The sequence below is a fragment of the Nostoc sp. genome (assembly GCF_036917555.1).
Classification (GTDB): Bacteria; Cyanobacteriota; Cyanobacteriia; order Cyanobacteriales; family Nostocaceae; genus Nostoc.
The window spans coordinates 103,132-121,336 of the sequence record NZ_JBALDD010000063.1 but is presented as its reverse complement, the minus strand read 5'-3'; the positions used below and the strand labels follow the sequence as shown (position 1 = coordinate 121,336).

At 41.0% G+C, this 18,205-nt stretch carries 17 protein-coding genes and 1 pseudogene; 9 read left to right on the top strand and 9 right to left on the bottom strand.

Translation table 11 applies throughout. The features are described from left to right. Nucleotides 1–64 precede the first annotated feature (64 nt). The 5 genes from V7K60_RS22980 to xylB all read left to right on the top strand — a co-directional run bounded on the left by V7K60_RS22980 (nucleotide 65) and on the right by xylB (nucleotide 5,313). Nucleotides 65–1,219, top strand: a complete 1,155-nt coding sequence (locus tag V7K60_RS22980) for an ABC transporter ATP-binding protein (protein ID WP_334928663.1) — start codon at nucleotides 65–67, stop codon at nucleotides 1,217–1,219. Then, the gene (locus V7K60_RS22975) at nucleotides 1,176–2,672 is read left to right on the top strand and encodes a mannitol dehydrogenase family protein (protein ID WP_334928661.1); all 1,497 of its coding nucleotides are present in this window, start codon (nucleotides 1,176–1,178) and stop codon (nucleotides 2,670–2,672) included. The genes V7K60_RS22980 and V7K60_RS22975 overlap by 44 nt, the downstream gene beginning before the upstream one ends. A 176-nt stretch (nucleotides 2,673–2,848) precedes the next feature. Then, nucleotides 2,849–3,382 carry a metallophosphoesterase gene (locus V7K60_RS22970; RefSeq protein WP_334928659.1) on the top strand — a complete coding sequence of 178 codons (534 nt, stop codon included), beginning with the start codon at nucleotides 2,849–2,851 and terminating at the stop codon, nucleotides 3,380–3,382. Nucleotides 3,383–3,490: 108 nt separating this feature from the next. Next, nucleotides 3,491–3,697 (top strand): hypothetical protein, encoded by a 207-nt coding sequence (locus tag V7K60_RS22965; protein WP_334928657.1) that lies wholly within the window; start codon nucleotides 3,491–3,493, stop codon nucleotides 3,695–3,697. A gap of 149 nt (nucleotides 3,698–3,846) precedes the next feature. Then, on the top strand, nucleotides 3,847–5,313 hold the full coding sequence (xylB, locus tag V7K60_RS22960) for a xylulokinase (protein WP_334928655.1): 1,467 nt from the start codon (nucleotides 3,847–3,849) through the stop codon (nucleotides 5,311–5,313). Nucleotides 5,314–5,694: 381 nt separating this feature from the next. Here the strand turns inward: xylB and V7K60_RS22955 are convergent, their stop codons facing one another. The 4 genes from V7K60_RS22955 to V7K60_RS22940 form a co-directional block, all read right to left on the bottom strand. After that, complete coding sequence (locus V7K60_RS22955) at nucleotides 5,695–6,039, bottom strand: hypothetical protein (protein WP_334928653.1); 345 nt, start codon at nucleotides 6,037–6,039, stop codon at nucleotides 5,695–5,697. Between the two features lie 88 nt (nucleotides 6,040–6,127). Then, entirely contained in the window at nucleotides 6,128–7,219 is a 1,092-nt protein-coding gene (locus tag V7K60_RS22950; protein WP_334928651.1) for a trypsin-like peptidase domain-containing protein, read from the bottom strand. A 3-nt stretch (nucleotides 7,220–7,222) separates the two neighbouring features. Then, entirely contained in the window at nucleotides 7,223–8,200 is a 978-nt protein-coding gene (locus V7K60_RS22945; RefSeq protein ID WP_334928649.1) for a hypothetical protein, read from the bottom strand. 107 nt (nucleotides 8,201–8,307) lie between these two features. Beyond that, entirely contained in the window at nucleotides 8,308–9,585 is a 1,278-nt protein-coding gene (locus V7K60_RS22940) for an ABC transporter ATP-binding protein (protein WP_334928647.1), read from the bottom strand. Between the two features lie 135 nt (nucleotides 9,586–9,720). On the opposite strand from V7K60_RS22940, the gene V7K60_RS22935 reads away from it, so the two are divergent. Further along, nucleotides 9,721–10,446, top strand: a complete 726-nt coding sequence (locus tag V7K60_RS22935) for a gamma-glutamylcyclotransferase (protein WP_334928645.1) — start codon at nucleotides 9,721–9,723, stop codon at nucleotides 10,444–10,446. On the opposite strand, the gene V7K60_RS22930 is transcribed toward V7K60_RS22935, so the two are convergent. Then, nucleotides 10,424–11,263 (bottom strand): class I SAM-dependent methyltransferase, encoded by an 840-nt coding sequence (locus tag V7K60_RS22930; RefSeq protein WP_334928643.1) that lies wholly within the window; start codon nucleotides 11,261–11,263, stop codon nucleotides 10,424–10,426. The genes V7K60_RS22935 and V7K60_RS22930 overlap by 23 nt on opposite strands. Then, nucleotides 11,247–11,636, bottom strand: coding sequence for a DUF120 domain-containing protein (locus V7K60_RS22925; protein ID WP_334928641.1), 390 nt, complete (start codon nucleotides 11,634–11,636; stop codon nucleotides 11,247–11,249). The genes V7K60_RS22930 and V7K60_RS22925 overlap by 17 nt, the downstream gene beginning before the upstream one ends. 437 nt (nucleotides 11,637–12,073) lie before the next feature. Between V7K60_RS22925 and V7K60_RS22920 the strand changes: the two genes are divergently transcribed. Beyond that, nucleotides 12,074–13,645, top strand: coding sequence for a GMC family oxidoreductase (locus V7K60_RS22920; RefSeq protein WP_334928640.1), 1,572 nt, complete (start codon nucleotides 12,074–12,076; stop codon nucleotides 13,643–13,645). 270 nt (nucleotides 13,646–13,915) lie between these two features. Here V7K60_RS22920 and V7K60_RS22915 read toward each other — a convergent pair whose 3' ends face one another. Continuing rightward, entirely contained in the window at nucleotides 13,916–14,524 is a 609-nt protein-coding gene (locus tag V7K60_RS22915; protein WP_334928638.1) for a TetR/AcrR family transcriptional regulator, read from the bottom strand. Between the two features lie 113 nt (nucleotides 14,525–14,637). Further along, entirely contained in the window at nucleotides 14,638–15,141 is a 504-nt protein-coding gene (locus tag V7K60_RS22910) for a GNAT family N-acetyltransferase (protein WP_334928636.1), read from the bottom strand. A gap of 450 nt (nucleotides 15,142–15,591) precedes the next feature. On the opposite strand from V7K60_RS22910, the gene V7K60_RS22905 reads away from it, so the two are divergent. Next, a complete protein-coding gene (locus V7K60_RS22905) occupies nucleotides 15,592–16,077 on the top strand; it encodes a beta-lactamase hydrolase domain-containing protein (protein ID WP_334928634.1) in 486 nt (161 codons plus the stop codon). Between the two features lie 435 nt (nucleotides 16,078–16,512). Further along, a pseudogene (locus tag V7K60_RS22900) lies at nucleotides 16,513–17,526 on the top strand (IS701 family transposase). 131 nt (nucleotides 17,527–17,657) lie between these two features. Here the strand turns inward: V7K60_RS22900 and V7K60_RS22895 are convergent. Next, complete coding sequence (locus tag V7K60_RS22895) at nucleotides 17,658–17,981, bottom strand: hypothetical protein (protein ID WP_334928632.1); 324 nt, start codon at nucleotides 17,979–17,981, stop codon at nucleotides 17,658–17,660. Between the last annotated feature and the right edge of the window lie 224 nt (nucleotides 17,982–18,205).

Sequence of the window (18,205 nt, the reverse complement as noted above, 5' to 3'; positions counted from 1 at the left end):
TAATTAAATGTTGCGTTCTTCTTTGCGTGAGAGAAAAACTTAAACCCATTAATGGAAACATTTTATGTCAACAGTTGCTTTAAGAAATATCCATAAAACCTACGCCGACACAGAGATCATCAAAGGCATTGATCTTGACGTGGGCGATCGCGAATTTGTTGTTTTCGTCGGTCCCTCCGGTTGTGGAAAATCAACCTTACTCCGCATGATTGCTGGACTGGAGGAAATTTCCTCCGGCGATTTGCTCATTGATGGACAAAAAGTCAACGATGTGCCACCCGATAAACGTGGTTTGGCAATGGTGTTTCAAACCTACGCCTTATATCCTCACATGACCGTGGCGGAGAATATGGCCTTTAGCCTCCGGCTTGCGGGTATGCAGAAAGCCCAACGTTATGAAAGGGCGCGTGAAGTTGCTCGCATCCTGCAACTAGAGCCGCTTTTGAACCGCAAGCCCAAAGAATTATCGGGAGGACAACGCCAACGGGTGGCGATTGGTCGTGCTTTGGTGCGTAATCCCAAAGTATTTTTGTTTGATCAACCATTGTCCAACCTGGATGCTTCTTTGCGGGTGCAGACGCGGATTGAGCTTGCCAGCTTACACGACAGCCTGCAAGCCACGATGATTTATGTTACCCACGATCAAGTTGAGGCAATGACCCTTGCCGACAAAATTGTGGTGTTACAAGGCGGCATCATCGAACAAGTGGGTTCTCCTTTGGAACTTTACCATTATCCCCGCAATCTATTTGTCGCCGGATTTATTGGTTCACCGAAAATGAACTTTATCTCGGTTACGGTGTCAGCCGTCAATGACTCTGGGGCAACAGTCAGACTCCCTGGTGACGCAGTAATGATTCCGGTGAAGCCTAAAACCCTGTCAGTTGGGGATAGAGCAACATTAGGGATTCGTCCCGAACATCTGCTGCTAGATCAAAGTAACCCAAGCGTGAATGGTGAAGTATTAGTTGTAGAACGATTAGGCGGAGAAACCTATCTCTACATCAAAATTGCCGATGGCGAAACTATAGTTGTGCAAACAGATGGAGATAATCCAGCCATTATGCACGATTACGTTCCGATTTACATTAATGGTGAGCTTTGCCATCTGTTCGATCAAAACGGTGAAGCCATTCCCAAAGTTCATCGTCACCACCTAACCCAGAATCAATCCCATGAACAGCAATATCAGCACAGGATCAGCAATCAAGCTGAATGAAACATCTCTGTCTCATTTAGGAAATAACATTCGCGTACCCAATTACGATCGCCATCAAATCACTAACGGCATTGTCCATATCGGTGTGGGTGGGTTTCATCACGCACATCAGGCATTATATCTGGATAATTACTTTCATCAAAATCCCGGCAGTGAATGGGGAATCTGCGGAGTTGGGCTACTAGAATTCGATAAACGGATGCGGGATGCACTGAATTCTCAAGATTGTTTGTATACCTTAGTAGAAAGATCCCCATCAGGCGATCGCGCGCGTGTGATTGGAGCAATTACAAAATATTTGTTTGCCCCAGATAACTGCCAAGCAGCGATCGACACCTTAGCAGATCCTAAATGCCGCATTGTCACCCTCACCATTACTGAAGGAGGCTACTACTATATTGAAGGTAGTGGTGAATTTGATGCGAATCACCAGACTATCCAGTACGATTTGCAGCATCCTAATGAACCAATTGGAGTATATGGCTTTTTGACCGCAGCCCTCGATCGTCGCCGTCAACTGGGAATAGCACCGTTCACCGTGTTGTCCTGCGACAATCTCCAAGGTAACGGCAACATTGCCCGCAAAATGTTAACCGCATTTGCCCAAATGCAGAACCCGGAATTGGGGCGTTGGGTTGTCGAACAGGTTGCCTTTCCTAACTGTATGGTCGATCGCATTACCCCCGCCACAACCCCAGCAGATATCAAAATGGTGGCGGAACAGTTTAACATCGATGATGCCTTTCCAGTTGTTGCCGAACCCTTCCTTCAGTGGGTAGTCGAAGACAGTTTCAGCGCAGGTAGACCTGATTGGGAATCCGTTGGCGTGCAGATGACCAGCGATGTTCATCCCTACGAGATGATGAAAATCCGGCTACTCAACGCCAGTCACTTGCTGATTGGCTATCTCGGCTCCTTGGCAGGTTACACTTACGTTCATGAGGTCATGGCTGATCCATTAATTCGGCAAGCCGTCGATAATTTGATGGCAGAAGTTACGCCAACACTGCAATCTGTGCCGGGAATTGATTTAGACGATTATAAAAAGACCTTAATTGAACGCTTTGCCAATCCCAAGATTCGCGATCAACTGCCGCGTCTGTGCCTCAATAGCTCCGCCAAAATGCCAAAATTTGTTTTAGGCTCAGTTCGTGACGCGCTACGCAAGGGTGGGGCGATTGATTACATGAGCCTCACGGTTGCTGCTTGGTTCCGTTACCTGAATGGATATGATGACCAAGGTAACTCCATCCCGATTGATGACCCAATAGCAGGTACTTTGACTCAACTAGCTCATTCTAGTGGTTCCGATGCCAAACCATTGCTCAACCTGACTGAGATTTTTGGCGATTTATCGCAGTCGCCTTTTGCCGATGCAGTTGCGAACCATTTACGCAGATTGTACGAGTTTGGAGCTAAAGAAACATTAGTCCGATTCTTGCAGAAAACTTAACCAGATGAAAGCCGCGACCTTTCAAGGTGACTCAAAATATTGGTGAAAAAATCCTTTTCTAACCTCGTGTTACAGAGAGAAAAAACAGGATTTTTAAAGTCACCTTGAAATGGTCTAGACAGTGGTACAATTACATCCTGTATTATTTTTAGAGAATTTCAGAAAGATTTCAACTAATGTTAATAAAAAAGAAGAGAAGAAAGTGGCTATTTATTCTACTTGCTATCAGTGTTACCTTTTTTTTACTGATTCTGTATGCTTTTATCATTGAGCCGAATCGTTTCGTCGTCACACGTCATCAACTAAATCAACAATTTGCTTATAACAATAATAGTTTTAAGAGTGTTCAAATTAGCGACCTCCATCTCAAACAATTTAACAATCGGGCACAACATATTGCCAAACAAGTTAATAAACTTCACCCAAATGTTGTACTATTTACTGGAGATTCGGTTGATAAAGTCGAACAGCTTGATGGATTTGATCGCTTTTTGTCGCTCCTTGACAAGCAAACAGCTAAGTATGCAATTATGGGTAATTGGGAATACAGGGCAGGTGTTGATTTAAAACGTTTGACAAAAATCTATGCCACTTATAATTGCCGCTTATTAGTTAATGAAAGCATTTTACATAACTACGGCGATCGCTCTATATTAATCACCAGATTAGATGATTTAGTCAGCAAACCCGATTTAATCAAATCACTCTAAGGTCTTCGCCCTCAACAAAACCATTTATTACTTGCCCACTCACCAGGATATCGAGATTCATTTTCAAGTGATGAGTTAGCAAAGATAACACAATACAAACCACAATATATGTTATCAGGACATACTCATGGCGGACAATTATCATTATTTGGCTTTGCTCCTTTACGTCCGCTACCAGGCGGACGTTATGTCAGTGGTTGGTATCGAGATGGTGCGCTTGCTATGTACGTATCGCGTGGACTAGGAGTTTCGGTTTTACCAGTGAGAATAAATGTAGTCCCAGAGATTAGCTATTTTGAGTGGTTTCTGAACTAGGCTTGATTTTTTAGCGACATAGCATTATGTCAACACCTTCTACTGGACTGGCGCTCTAGTTATAAAAATATAGAAATCAGAGTGTGGTCTTAAATATATGCAAACTGCTGTAAAATTGCCGATTTAGGATTAAGAATTTGGAAGGACAATTGACTGATATCGTAGTTGGTTTAGACTTGGGTACAGGAGGAGTGCGGGCGATCGCAGTTAATCTGCAAGGGCAAATTATCGCTCAGTCATCCAGAAGCTATCCTCTATTAACTCCACAACCCGGTTGGACGGAACAGAACTCATCGGATTGGGTCGAAGCCAGTTTGGATGCTCTGTTCGATGTTACTCAACAGCTAAACGGATACCGAGCGATTGCCCTCGGTTTATCTGGACAAATGCATGGTATGGTTCCTCTTGACGCAGATGGCAAAGCAATTAGACGGGCAATTTTGTGGAACGATCAGCGCACGGGTAAAGCTGTTGTTGAGATTGAAGCCACTATTCCCCGTCAGGAGTTAATCCAGCGCACTGGAAATCCGGCAATCACAGGGTTTCAACTGCCGAAGCTTCTATGGTTGCGGACTGAAGAACCACAAGCCTACTCTCGGTTGTGGCAGATTCTTTTACCCAAAGATTATCTAGGATATCTGTTAACGGGCGAAGCAGTCACAGAACCATCTGATGCGTCTGGTGTTGGCTGTCTGAATCTGGCAAATCGGCAATGGGATACAGATATTCTCCATGCTCTTGATATCAATCCAGCGTTGTTCCCCCCAGTCATTGAATCTACCGCGATCGCTGGACGGCTAAAATCGGAAATAGCTGCCCGTGTGGGATTACCTGTGGGATTACCTGTAATTGCAGGTGGAGGTGATAATGCCGCAGCAGCTATCGGTTTGGGCATCTCATCAAGCAACCTGAACCGGGGTAGTTTGAGTATTGGCACATCGGGAGTTATTTTTGCACCGTGCGATTGCCCAATTCCCGATCCCGAAGGTCGGGTACATTTGTTTTGTCATGTAGATGGTGGCTATCATCTGCTGGGAGTAACGCTGGCGGCTGGTGGATCTGTGCGTTGGTATCGAGATACATTTGCCCCGCATATATCCTACACCGATCTGATGGATATGGCAGAGCGATCGCAGCCTGGTGCGCGTGGTGTTCTATTTCTACCCCACCTCGCAGGAGAACGCAGTCCCCACCTCGATCCACATACTCGTGGTGCTTTGGTGAATTTGTCATTAGCTCATACCCAGGCAGATATCACTCGTGCTGTGCTGGAAGGAGTTGCATTTAGCTTGCGGTCAGCATTGGAGGTAATTAGTGCGATCGCTCCCCTCAATCAACTCTTAGCAACAGGTGGAGGCGCACGTTCTCACATCTGGTTACAAATTTTGGCAGATGTTTTGCAAACAAAACTCATTGCTCCCAAAGCCGAAGAAGGAGCCGCTTACGGAGCAGCTATTTTGGCAATGGTGGGGATTGGTGTTTACCCCAATTTAGAAACTGCACTCAAGATTTTACCGCAGGATAGTAATGTAGTAGAGCCGCAGGCAAATCTTTTGTATGAAGCAAGTTTTAAGCGCTACAGATTATTGTACGATGCTCTCAAAGCTGTTCGTTGATAAGCAGCCTAACCAAAATAAAGGGGAATGGCGTAGGGCGTGTTGAACATAGCCGTAACGTAATAATTATTGATGGTGTCGATGCGATCGCTGTCGTTAATGTCGCTTACTCTGGGCTTCAATTTTCAGCATAACGGTGAAGTTGAGCGGCAGCAGTTAACTTCAAATTCAGGCGTTGCAGAATTATGGGATGATTTCACCCAATCTGGAACGAATTTTCAATGGTTTCAACCGCCAAATCATCCCGCATGCAACGCCCAAATTCAATATGAAATACTTGAGTCCACCGCTCCAACACATTGTTAGACTGTTTACTCTGACTTGGATATGACATCAAGCTCCAGCTTTGAATGATAGAAGCAAACGTCAAATTTGATGAATTTAAGAATTTTCGGATTCTCTGAATAGCTTGTTCACAAAAGATTCCCAAGCAAAGCCTGCAAGAGCTGCATCTCGAACAGTGTAAAACTTCAAACCTAATAAAAATACAACAACAATAGCTATCAAAATAGCAGCCAAAAAAATTCCTAAATACTTGCTACCACCGTACCTTTTCCAAGCTTCCGAAATACGTTCCCCAATTGAAGGCTTATCTGCTGTTTCCAGTTTCGCACGCTGTAAGGTTCTCACTGCAACAGGGAGCACCAAGCTTAAAAGAATACCAACTAATACCCAAATAGTGGCTTCAATTGGGGTAAGAATACCAGCCTGTGTACTCACTTCCATACTCGCTCCCTTGGCTCATTCACCAAATTTAGATACAATTACTCAATATTAAGGTAAAGAATTCAAGATTACTCAATGCATACCACTTTCAATCGCACGGAAGGTAACGATCTATTCCTTTAAATTTGAAATCCTCTAAGATTGCACGCATTGGAATACCTTCATTGACTCTAAATCGTCCCTTAAGAACCTTCTTAATAGAATCAGACAATGACTCGGAAGGATATGGATTACCACTATGGTGCAAAGCAACAACTCCCCAATTCTGATCAAAGACAGGTGCACCTGAAGAGCCATCTTCTGTGTCAGCCACATACTGGACTCTTGAATTTGTCGTATGCACGACATAATTTTGAGTCATAACAACCTTCAGTGGACCACCCTTAGGGTGTTGTATGATATTCACTCGTGAATATTCAATAAACCGCCTTGGTTGCAACAACAAGTAGCCTCTGTGTTTACCAATACTAGCCAAATCTGCTATTGACTTTTTTCTAAGCTCATCTACAGTAGCGGTAGTTTCTATTGGCTTATCTTGCAAACGCACCAAAGCATAGTCTAATTCTTTGGCAGGGCTTGCAAAGTAGAAATCTTGTCGTATTGGTACTACTTTACCAGTCAATGGGGCTATGTCAGAGGCATTAGCCATATAGCCAAAACGGGCTACGGCCTCCTCAAGATAGCTTTGCTCTTTGAGAACATGCTGATTGGTTAATAGCAAATCAGGCCCGATTAAGAAACCAGTTCCCTTAGGAATTCCCTCTGGAATCTCAATTCTTGCTACTGCTTGAGCACAGTAAAATGCACTAGGTAGCATATAGATATCCAAAAAATTGTCAGCAGAGTTAATAATTGCCTCAAGAATTTGCTCATCATCAATCTTGGCTGCAAATTCAGGCTCTGGAGCTATTATTGTTTTTGATGTCAACGCCTTTTCAATACTATCAGTTAGTTCCAATAAAGCCAGTCTAATTTGCTTCTCTTCAATTTTTGCATCTTGCGAATTTACAATACCTTTCCGAACGTTTCCTTGTAAGCTTTTTAAGCTGCCAGAATGCAACAAAACTTCGTTTCTAAATCGAGATGAGTTTTTTTCAGTAACAGCTTTCAATTTTTGTATTGCCAAATCTAAATCGTTTTCTTGTATTGATTCTCTAATTCTAGTGAACTCTGCCAGCATATACTAATCCTTAGGAAGTGTAATCAAATAGATATACTGCTTCTTGATGTAAGGCAAGCAGGGTGAACATAAAAGGGTCGATATTAGCATATCGGTTCCCCTTAGCCATGAATTGAAGTCTTCCTCAACGTCAGTAATTAATAACAAGAAAAAATATACTGATACAACTATTATGTACGGGAGTATAAAGAGCTTTATACTTTGAATCTCCGAATATACATTCTGCTGCATAGGCTTTTTCGTTCTTATCAAGAAAAATATAAAAATTGATGCCATTATCCAAGTAGCTACTGCAAGCTCAAGTAAAAATATAGTGGTATTAAACTCCATTAAAAATACAGTGATCTTATGTATTAAGTATCGCAACAACCAAACACATAATATGAAAAGTCCCAAACTAAATATAGCTGCAAAAAATAAATCTTGTTCATCTTTAAATATATTATTTTCACTACTTTCTATTTGATTTATTACTGTTAGATACGTGAATGAAAATATCGCTTGTCCCAAATTTATAGATAAAGTATATATTACAAAAACAATGTTAGTCGAAATTATAGAACTAAATACTACTAAAAATGGAGTTGCCATTAGTGCCGAGCATACCCAATATAGCCATGCTTCAATAATTGGGTTAACTCGGCTACTACCAAACTCTCTTTCTACACTATATTTATTAACATAATCTAACCAAAATAACAATAGTATTATATAAAAAATAACGGTACAAAATCCAACAAAATAAATAGGAGATAGAGGTGAAGAGGAATAGCCAAAGGTATTTTTTTTAATAGCTTCTATCAACCAAGGTGTAAATATTCTTTTTAACAGTAGAGATATCGGGATAGCAATGAGAGTAAAATATAATATATAATGAATACGAATACTCCAAACTTTTGGATAGTTAAGCAAAAGTTTTTTATCAATTCTTCGCAGAATAGTTGGGTGTATATATTCTGAAAAATCATTATTTTTATTCATAGCATATTCTCAAATAATCGATGTGTTGATTTACTGATATCTCGAAAAAATTTTACAATAACTTTGTGCTTTATCAAAACTCCTAAAAAGTCGCTGGTTAAAACATTTCAACTTGTAAATATAATAAAATATTGAGAATCACCTTCAAGTTTTAAGTATTCTACTTTTTCTTTCTCTAATAGATAAATGAGATGTTTTCTTCCTAAATTACAGCCAAATTCAAATAGATTTTCCTTCCGGTCTTCACCGAAAAGTGAAACTTTTCCATTATAAATAGCTTGACCATTCTTGAGAAAAATAATGTTGTCAGCTACGTCTTCAATTCTATGCAAATGTTGTGAACTGACAATCACAGCCATTGGATAGGTTATAGAAGAGGTAAGATTCTTAAGATCCTGTAAAAATAGCACTTGAGCGTTAATATCTAAATTAGCAAGAGGCTCATCCAGTACTACTAATTTTGGGTGTCTAATGAGCATTTTAGCTAATGTAAAACGTGTTTTAAAGCCACTCGATAGTTCATTCCAGCTTGCATGACGGTATTTTTCCAAGCTTAAACGGCTAATAATAAGATTTACACTATTTACAATTTCTTGTCCTCGTTTTCCGTGACTGGCGGCTACAAAGTAAAGCATATCCTCCAGTCTACCAGGCCATGCTTTTAGTACTGGAGGAATGTAGGCAATTTGCTGTTGAATAGAGTATTGATCTGCATTTTGAGTACTAAAGGCAAGATACGGGTATTCAATCATACCACTATTTACTGCAAATTTTCCAGCCACTATTTCGAGTAGGGTTGTTTTGCCACTCCCATTTTCACCCACAACAGCAGTTATCTCACCTAACTTTAACTGTAAGGTAATAGATTTTAGTGAAAACTGAATAGATTCACTTTCATAGCTCCTTGAAATATTTTGTCCGTTAAAAACAATTTTCTCATCCAATTTTGGCTGCTTTTGCCCTTGAATAGATATTTCTCTATCTGTTTTATAGTATTTGTTTGAAACCAAAGAAATATCGTTGCTACTAAGAGCTATACTTGGACTTTGTGTTTGGGATTCGCTCTCCACTTTAGATAAGTGGTTTTCACGAAGTCTAGATAATTTTTCATCATTTTCATCAGCCAATTCGTGTAGACAATCTAATATCTCTTTTCGTAATCCTCTTTCACGGCTAATCAATTCTGGTGTTTTTGTCCAAATCCGTATTTCCTCTCTCAAGCTAGTATAAGTACCGCTAAGTACTCTAGCCTGGTTTTTCCACTTCCAACCATCAGTAGAAAATTCTACTGTAAAGTCAATTAAGCGCTTTATCGCTTGATCCAAGTTGTCATGTTCTACTAATTCTTCTATTTCCGATATCCACTCCTCAATCTTCTGATTCATACATATCTATCCTGCGTTTGATTCATAAATTACAAGCTAATTTACGATACCTTGAAAGCTGTTCGTTGATAATTAAAGTATCTTAAAGTTAGAGTGAATTAGTGAAGATTTACAGAAAAAGAAATAATCTGCATTATGTCACTCAGTCGTAGCGACCTCGAAGCCGGAAACGTACAGACGAGACTATTAGAAGCATCACACTCTGGAATCAAGCTAACTACCCTGAGTGAAGATGAGTTACAGCGATCGCTTGATAAAACACTACAACAGCAGCCACCAAATTCTGATATCTGGATATTTGCCTACGGTTCGCTGATTTGGAATCCCTTAATCACATACGTCGAGCGCCGTGCTGGGATCGTTTATGGTTGGCATCGGCGCTTCTGTACATGGATGATCCTTGGTCGCGGTACTCCAGAGAATCCGGGATTACTCTTAGGACTCGATCGGGGTGGTAGCTGTCGTGGCGTTATTTATCGGATTGTTGCTGCTGATGTCCCATCTGAATTACTGCTGATTTGGCGACGAGAGATGTTAGCTGGTGTCTATATTCCTCGTTGGGTGAAGGTATTTGACGGTACGCAGGAATTCCCAGCCATCGCTTTTGTTGCTAATCGCCAACATCCCAGGTACGCTCATCAGATACCATTAACAACTACTATTAATAGCATTGCTACCGCATCGGGAAAATTGGGTGACTGCGCTGATTATCTGATGAAAACAGTTGAGGGATTAATCACAGAAGGCATTAAAGATAGACAATTACTCTTGTTACGCAAGCAAGTGTTGGCAAAACAACAAGCGCTTTTAGTTAGTGGCGATCGCTCTACTTTAGCGCCTATTTACGGGCAACAGCCATGATGTGAGCGCTCATCCCCAATATAGAAGGTTCGGTTTCTAACCAACGAATCGCTTTTAAAAGGCGATCGCGGCGACCTAGCTCATTCCAGTGTTCCTGAAAGTTTTGTAATAACCAGCCTGGCCCTTCAATCGCTAAAATCTTTTCAGAATGTAAACCCACTTCTTCAACCTCTGCTCTGAGTTCTTCTGGATGATGAAAGAAGGTTTTTGTAAAGTAGCGAGGATGATTGTTTGGGTTGCGGTGTTGACCATCAATCAAATCCTGTTTAACAATCTCTACAAACTCTGGATCATCTAAATGTCCCCGAAATAATCCATCTAAGGTTGAAGCAAAGCGAGAGACTCCCGCAGCAAAAGCAAAACCTCCACTTTTTAAGATCCGATGAGCTTCACGCAAAGCAATAATCCGATCTGTGCGCTCAGTCAGATGATACAAAGGCCCAAGTAACAGAACAGCATCAACGCTATTATCCGCCCGATTCAGTTGCCGAGCATCTCCAACTGCCAAACTAGCTAAAGGATATTCCAGTTGAGCTTGAGACAAATGTCGGGCTTGCTCTATGTGCAAAGGAACCGCATCAATGAGATGGACTTCATAACCCTGTTGAGCCAGCCAAAAAGAATAAACGCCAGCGCCACCGCCTACATCGAAAATCACTGCGGGTGGAGGCGATAGGTAGCGGCTAATAAATTCTTGGCTTCGGGCTAATTCCAGCAAACCTGCACCTTTTGATAATCGGTCTTGCTCCCGACCACTCGCGTAATGGATTAACGCTTCATCTCCGAGCAGATTATTTAATTCAGATAAATCTGACATCGTGAATCTCAACTTCAATTAAATCATTATCTTTAAGGTTATATAGCTCCCGAAGTTTCACATCGCAAGCTATCTCAATAATTGTTTTTGGATGATCTCCACTTTCAGTATTATTTTTGTCTGTTCTTAAGATAAAAGCATCTCTGCCAAATATCTGACAAGGAACAATGCTCACAGAAACAGTCCCTCCATATTCTTCCTTTTCCAGACGCATGACATTTTTCGGGAGATGGTAAGGTTGAGCTAACTGAATATTTAAAGTTCCAGGGAAGAATTTCATTCCCGTTTTTATCAAATAATATTCCTGGAGTTTTTCAATCCAGTAAGAAAAGTTTCCTAAACCACTGACAACCTTACCTTTCAAGATTTTCATACATCTTTATTTTTGTAAATAGGCTGGTAGTTATATAAATTGAACATATTATATAGTAGCGATCGCTAAATCTATTTCCTCTTGAGTCACTTTACTAGCAAGTCGTGCAGCAAGAACTTACCTTTATTAGCCTTAATAGATCATCAACTCCGAATCGAATGGCACGCTTGAAAAGCTATAAGGTTTGCAGAATAAGGACTACAGCTTTAATTCCCTCTTTCATAGTAATGGCATGATTCAGGCGATGCCTTCTCTTCTCCTGTCAGAGACGCTGCACGAACGACGAACGCACCAGTGCTGGCGATTGCCGTGACTTTGAATTGGTTGTTACATCAGAGGTTGAGCAATACACGCTCTCAAAGCTGCTCTTGAAAGTCGTGAGTAATTGTGGTATTGGGTAATGATATTACACAGCAAAACGTTCTTGGTTCAGGGGAATGGTAATTAAAAACCAATATGACTACATTGTGATTGGTGCAGGTTCGGCAGGCTGCGTTGTCGCCAACCGTCTGACAGAAGAACCTGAAACCACTGTGTTGTTACTCGAAGCAGGCAAAGAGGATACAAAACCGGAGATTCAAATCCCGTCGGAATGTACAAACCTACCAGGCTCCGAGGTGGACTGGGGCTATTTCTCTGAACCAGAACCCTACCTCAATAACCGCAAAATCCTTTGTCCCCGTGGCAAAGTCTTGGGCGGCAGCAGTTCGATTAATTTCATGACTTATATTCGAGGCAATTATCACGATTATAACCACTGGAGGGAATTGGGGAATCCCGGTTGGAGTTACCAGGATATATTGCCTTATTTCAAAAAATCTGAAAACCAACAACGAGGTGTTTCCGAATACCACGGTGTAGATGGCGAGTTGAGCGTGACCGATGTCATTTCCCCATCTGCAATATCCCAACGATTTGTAGATGCATGTGTGACAATGGGTTATGACAAAAATCCTGATTTCAACGCCATGCAGCAGTCAGGTGCGGGACCTTTTCAGGTGACTATCAAGGATGGTAAACGACACAGTACTGCTGCTGCATTCTTGGTGCCAATTCTCAAGCGTCCCAATTTGACAACAATGACTGGAGCCTTAGTGACTCGGTTGCTTTTTAAGGGAACTTCCACTGTTGGGGTGGAATATCTGCACGAGAGCATACTGCACCAGGTCAGGGTCAACAAAGAGGTGATTTTAAGTGCTGGCGCGTTCGATTCGCCCAAACTGCTGATGCTTTCCGGCATTGGCGATGCAGAGTACCTGCAAGCAATGGGAATTCCGGTCGTTGTTGATTTACCAGGTGTCGGACAAAACCTCCAAGACCACGTTTGCGTTACTGTGCCATACGAGGCGACTCAGGATTTACACAGTAATGGGATCAGTGAAACTGGATTGTTTTTGTATAGCAAGGGTCATCTAGATGCTGCGCCAGATTTAGAGCTAATCTTCTGTACCATTTTGAGGGTACCTCCTGGCTATCCCAACTCTGGTTTAGGTTTCACGGGTATAATCGTTTTGACTCATCCCCAAAACATTGGCAGTATCAGTTTGCGTTCATCTGATCCCAAAGATACACCAATGATTCAGCTGAACTATCTGCAAAGTCAATCCGATGTGCAAAAGCTAGTTGACGGGATTAAATTAATACGCAAATTGTTTCATACTAGTGCCTTTGATGAGTTTCGAGGCAGAGAAATTGCGCCTGGTGCCGATGTGACTAGCGATGAAGCACTCGTTGCATACATCCGAGAAGTTTGCAATACTGTGTTTCATCCTATTGGCACCTGCAAAATGGGAACTGACCCAATGGCGGTTGTAGACCCCGAACTACGGGTACATGGGGTTAAGGGGTTGCGTGTCGTCGATGCCTCAATTATGCCAACTTTAATCACGGGACATACGAACGCGCCGACAATTATGATCGGCGAAAAAGCAGCCGATTTAATTAAAACCGCTCTTCGCGTTTCACAGCAAGTAACTTTCAAGGAACACATTGTGTGGGGTGAGAAATAGGAATCTGACTTTTCACGGGAGAGGGATTAACAATTCAAAATTCAAAATTCAAAATTCAAAATTAAAGACATTTCAAACGATCGCCTAGCGTCTCGTAGAGAAGAGAAGTGCCTTGCGCGGGTTAAGAGCGTCGTAGCAACTACGTTCGATTTAAACCCCGACTGAAATGATGCCAGATGTAGATGTAGGGGTCTTAAACCCTTTAATTTACGATTAAAGCTGTAGTCCTTATTCCGCAAACCTTATAGCTTTTCAAGCGTACCATTCGTATTAGAGGGGAGTGGTACTAATACCGCGCACAAAAATATCTACACAGGTTTCGATATAGTCCTCACAGCTATAGCTGCCTTGATTGAATTTTGCACTGCGGCATAGCATTCCAGCTAAGAGCATTCCTGTAAACATATCGACAGCCGGAAATGGATCGAGGTCTGCCCTGACAGTGCCTCGTTTCTGACTCGATTGCAGGTAAGCTACCAGTTTTTCCGCTAAGGGCTTGGCAGCTTCTTGAATCACTTGTTTGGCTGCCTCTGGATGACGTTTGGCTTCTCCAATGAAGGTACGAATTAAGTCCTCCTGTGTCTCTAGCATAGTATTGTAAAGATGGGCATACTGTTTTAAATCAATTTTGAGATCCTGTGTCCACGCTTCGGGGTGTGCAAGGGCTTCTGTCTGGAGTGCTAAGGCATTTTTCATTACTGCTCCCAGAAGTTGTTCTTTGCTAGCAAAGTGGCGAAATAAAGTCACCTCATTCACACCAGCAACACGAGCTATTTCACGGGTAGTTGCTCCTTGAATACCTAAACTAGCAAATACCTGCAAGGCGGCTTCTATCAAACGTGTACGGGTGAGAGCTGATGAACGGATAGTTTTATGCATTTATGCTGGCAAGTACTTACTTTCATCATAGATTATGTAGAAAAAGTGGTCGTAATTTGGGGAAAATCATCTTGATGCCAACATTTTTAAAGTTATTAAAAATATTTACCTTCTCAAATTAATTTCGGTGCAGTAGCTAATATTTTACTCATTTTAGTAACTGGAACAACTATCCCACTTCTTAAATAATGAGGTGCTTTTTGGATGGCAGTAAATCCTAGTCGTAAATAAAACCCTTCAGCATAAAGGCTAGCGGTTGTAACTACCTTATCTATACCTTGCTCAGTTGCTTCGTCACAAAAATGTTGAACTAAAGCACGGCCAATCCCTTTACCTTGATATTTAGGATGGACATACAGCCCGATGAGTTCATCAACAATGAAACTAGCAAAACCTATAACAACATCTCCCTTGATCACAACCCAGAAAGATTCCGCTTTCATACTCTTCAAGATATTTGAACCATCAGGTTTGTTGCGGTAATTACGCCAAGCTAAAAGTTCTTTTTGGGTGTAGAAAGTTGCAGGCAGAGCTTTGATAGCAGCAATATGAATTGCACTCAGCACCCACGCATCTGTTTCTTGGGCAGGTCGAAGAGATATTTCGTTAGCACTCATAGGTTCAGGGCTGGCATTCAAATTACAAGAGAAGGCAGGAGGCAGGAGGCAGGAGGAAGAAGGAAAGAAGTATGAATGAAAACTTTAGTTCTGGGTCATTTGCCCAGTTTAAAAAGAAGAATTGTTCTATTTATACCCTTGTTCACAAAAATCTTGATCCAACTGCTCTCCCAACTTGCCCAATAATATAACTCTTGAAATATAAGTTACGGTAATTCTATCGACAAAAAATATAATAAACTCTAATATACACTAAATCTATCGACAAACCGTATATTATGGATAAAGCAATAAAAGAATCGGCTTCAAAAGACTAATTTTGAAGTAGTTAAGCAATATCTTGTGATATTTGGCTAATTTTGTTGTGTTTATTTTGAATATCTTCTCAAAGCTTGTGCCCTTAAAGTATTTACCAAGCTGGCAGATATTAGAAAGTTAAAAGGAGTGAATGTGATCAACGCCATACAAATTAACGAAAACTTGACAACAACAGGACAAGTTATACCAAAACAACTTGAGCAAGCTATTCAAGAAGGTTTTAAGTCTGTTCTCAATTTGCGATCGCCTGATGAACTAGGATTTTCCAAAGATGAGCAAAAAGTAGCGGAAGCATTAGGGCTGTATTATCAAAATGTTCCACTCAAGGTGGATCTAAAAAATTTGAATGAAGAGATGATTACCAAAATCCTCACGACACTCGAACAAATCCCGAAACCAGCGGTTGTACATTGTGCCGCCGGGATGCGATCAACTGGAATTGTGCTGTTGAGTATTGCTATCCAGGAAGGATTAACACCAGAGGAAACCTTAGCAAAAGCGAGAAATCTCGGCTTTGGATTCTTTGAACACGCTGGCGTTAGTCCCCGATTGAAGCAATTATTTGTGGACTACGTTAACAAACACGCGAAGGTAGCTTTACCTGCTAGCTGCTCTTAGATGTTAGTTATTTCTAATTGTTATGTCCTAATAGACTAGACGGCTGCTATACAAATCATTGAAGAAGTCAGAAGTCAGTATTCAGGAGCAAAGCAAGGAAAGCTCCGCCTCCGGTCAGAATCAAGACGCTTTCTACAAGACGCTGCGCGTAGTTTGTTTCTTTGCAGCGGTAGCGAGTCGCACAAAATTCAATTCTGAATTCTGGCTCACTTCGACTACGCTCAGTGACCTCCTGACTCCTGAATTCTTTCTTGTTAAACAGGACTTACGCAACTGGCACAGTGCGATCGCTATTTATATAGTATATGTGTACTACATAAAAGTGACGTAGCCAGAGGAAATAGCTGAAATTATTAACAGTAATCAACTGTGTACGCTGTTGTTCAAATTATGAGAAGATAAGCAAAGGATGCTGCCAATTAAATGGTGTAGTGTATGCGATTTACTAAACTTAATTATTGCCAGTACTTGCTGAGTAGTCAGATCAATTATACTATCACAAATTTAGCAGAGCATTTAGAACAGATTAGCCACGATCAAATCAACCGTTATCTCAAGAATGAAAAACTAACGCCACGTTTGCTTTGGGATAATGTTAAAGATATCATTGAGGTAAATACCCAGGCATATTGAGTTTTTGATGATACAGTAATTGATAAAAGATCCTCCACAGAAATAGAGACAAGTAAACGCCAATATAGTGGTAACGAACATAGAGTAATTCAAGGGATTGGGTTAATAAATTGTATATATGTCAATCATGAAATCGGAAAGTTTTGGGTAGTTGATTATCGGATTTATGACCCGGACAGAGATGGAAAAACAAAGATAGAACATATGATACAGATGTTGCAAAACCTTGTATATCAAAAGGATTTACCGTTTAAAGCCGTCTTGATGGACAGTTGGTATGCAACAAATAAATTGATGTTATATATTGATGGGTTAGGTAAATATTATTATTGCCCTTTGAAACGTAATCGACTTGTTGATGATACGTCAGGTCAAGAAGATTATAAAAGAATTGAATTGTTATCTTGGGAGGAGAAAGAGTTAACATGGGGAAAAACAGTTAAAATAAAAAAGTTTCCTCAAGCGAAAAAAGTGAAACTATTCCGGGTAAATGTCTCCACCGACAGAACGGATTTTATCGCTACAAACGATTTATCTCAAGATTCTACGGACGTTGTACAAAAAGTGTGTAAGGTTCGATGGAAGATTGAGGAGTTTCATAGAGAATTAAAACAATTGACTGGTATTGAATCATGTCAATGCCGCAAAGGTCGTATTCAAAGAAATCATATTGCCTGCGCTATTTTAGTCTGGCTTCGTCTCAAAGATATAGCCTATAAAACTGGTCAAACAATTTATCAAATTAAGCACTCTTTACTGTCAAATTATTTAGTTCAGCAACTAAAACGGCCGGATGTTCCCATGCTTATTGTCTAGTTGTTTGGCGCGGGCGTGCGGCTGCGCCGCACCGTCGCTTGTGACAGTTGCGTAAGTCCTGTTAAATTAAAAACTGCTCTTGCTGAAAGTAAACAAGAGCAGTTTTGAATAGCAAAGCCCAAAATCATAATTTAGGCATCTTCAAGTTCAAATTGAGCCACCGTAACAGCATTAAAAGCGAAAGCTAAAACTAATGGCATCGGCGACTGAAACCAAAAGGTAAAAAGAACAGCTAAGATTGTGCCAGTTACTGCGGACATTGACCACAATCGTTCTTCAAAAGTCAGTCCTTTTTCGGCTTTAATCAATCTGAGAACATCAACTGGAATTGGCTCCGGCATTACCCCACCCGGAGGGAAAGCCCAGAAGTTGTTACGTCGCTCAACAAATAAATCTGTCCAGCCATTTTCTTGGCACCATGCCTCAATCCATTGAAGTGAGTAATGATTCATCATCGGGTTTCGGAGTTGGGTTTGTGGAAGTTGTGTACTTGGTGAATGTCAACTCTTGGAGATTCCTGAAGAACTAACTAATCGCTATAAAATTAACGCTAATTATCGAACTTTTAAGCTTTGTTAAGCAATTGAGATGCATATAATTATGCTCAAACCTTGCTTTCATTAATTAAAAGATTAACAGTTAATCGGGGCTGTTGAATTTAAAAGACAACAAACTTTAC

Coding starts and splice junctions, on each gene's coding strand:
- V7K60_RS22925 (WP_334928641.1), bottom strand. CDS start 11,636: ATGAAAATCTTGAAAGGTAAGGTTGTCAGTGGTTTAGGAAACTTTTCT.
- V7K60_RS22910 (WP_334928636.1), bottom strand. CDS start 15,141: ATGAGTGCTAACGAAATATCTCTTCGACCTGCCCAAGAAACAGATGCG.
- V7K60_RS22955 (WP_334928653.1), bottom strand. CDS start 6,039: ATGGAAGTGAGTACACAGGCTGGTATTCTTACCCCAATTGAAGCCACT.
- V7K60_RS22975 (WP_334928661.1), top strand. CDS start 1,176: ATGAACAGCAATATCAGCACAGGATCAGCAATCAAGCTGAATGAAACA.
- V7K60_RS22945 (WP_334928649.1), bottom strand. CDS start 8,200: ATGAATAAAAATAATGATTTTTCAGAATATATACACCCAACTATTCTG.
- V7K60_RS22940 (WP_334928647.1), bottom strand. CDS start 9,585: ATGAATCAGAAGATTGAGGAGTGGATATCGGAAATAGAAGAATTAGTA.
- V7K60_RS22895 (WP_334928632.1), bottom strand. CDS start 17,981: ATGATGAATCATTACTCACTTCAATGGATTGAGGCATGGTGCCAAGAA.
- V7K60_RS22950 (WP_334928651.1), bottom strand. CDS start 7,219: ATGCTGGCAGAGTTCACTAGAATTAGAGAATCAATACAAGAAAACGAT.
- V7K60_RS22965 (WP_334928657.1), top strand. CDS start 3,491: ATGTTATCAGGACATACTCATGGCGGACAATTATCATTATTTGGCTTT.
- V7K60_RS22930 (WP_334928643.1), bottom strand. CDS start 11,263: ATGTCAGATTTATCTGAATTAAATAATCTGCTCGGAGATGAAGCGTTA.
- V7K60_RS22920 (WP_334928640.1), top strand. CDS start 12,074: ATGGTAATTAAAAACCAATATGACTACATTGTGATTGGTGCAGGTTCG.
- V7K60_RS22935 (WP_334928645.1), top strand. CDS start 9,721: ATGTCACTCAGTCGTAGCGACCTCGAAGCCGGAAACGTACAGACGAGA.
- V7K60_RS22980 (WP_334928663.1), top strand. CDS start 65: ATGTCAACAGTTGCTTTAAGAAATATCCATAAAACCTACGCCGACACA.
- V7K60_RS22970 (WP_334928659.1), top strand. CDS start 2,849: ATGTTAATAAAAAAGAAGAGAAGAAAGTGGCTATTTATTCTACTTGCT.
- V7K60_RS22915 (WP_334928638.1), bottom strand. CDS start 14,524: ATGCATAAAACTATCCGTTCATCAGCTCTCACCCGTACACGTTTGATA.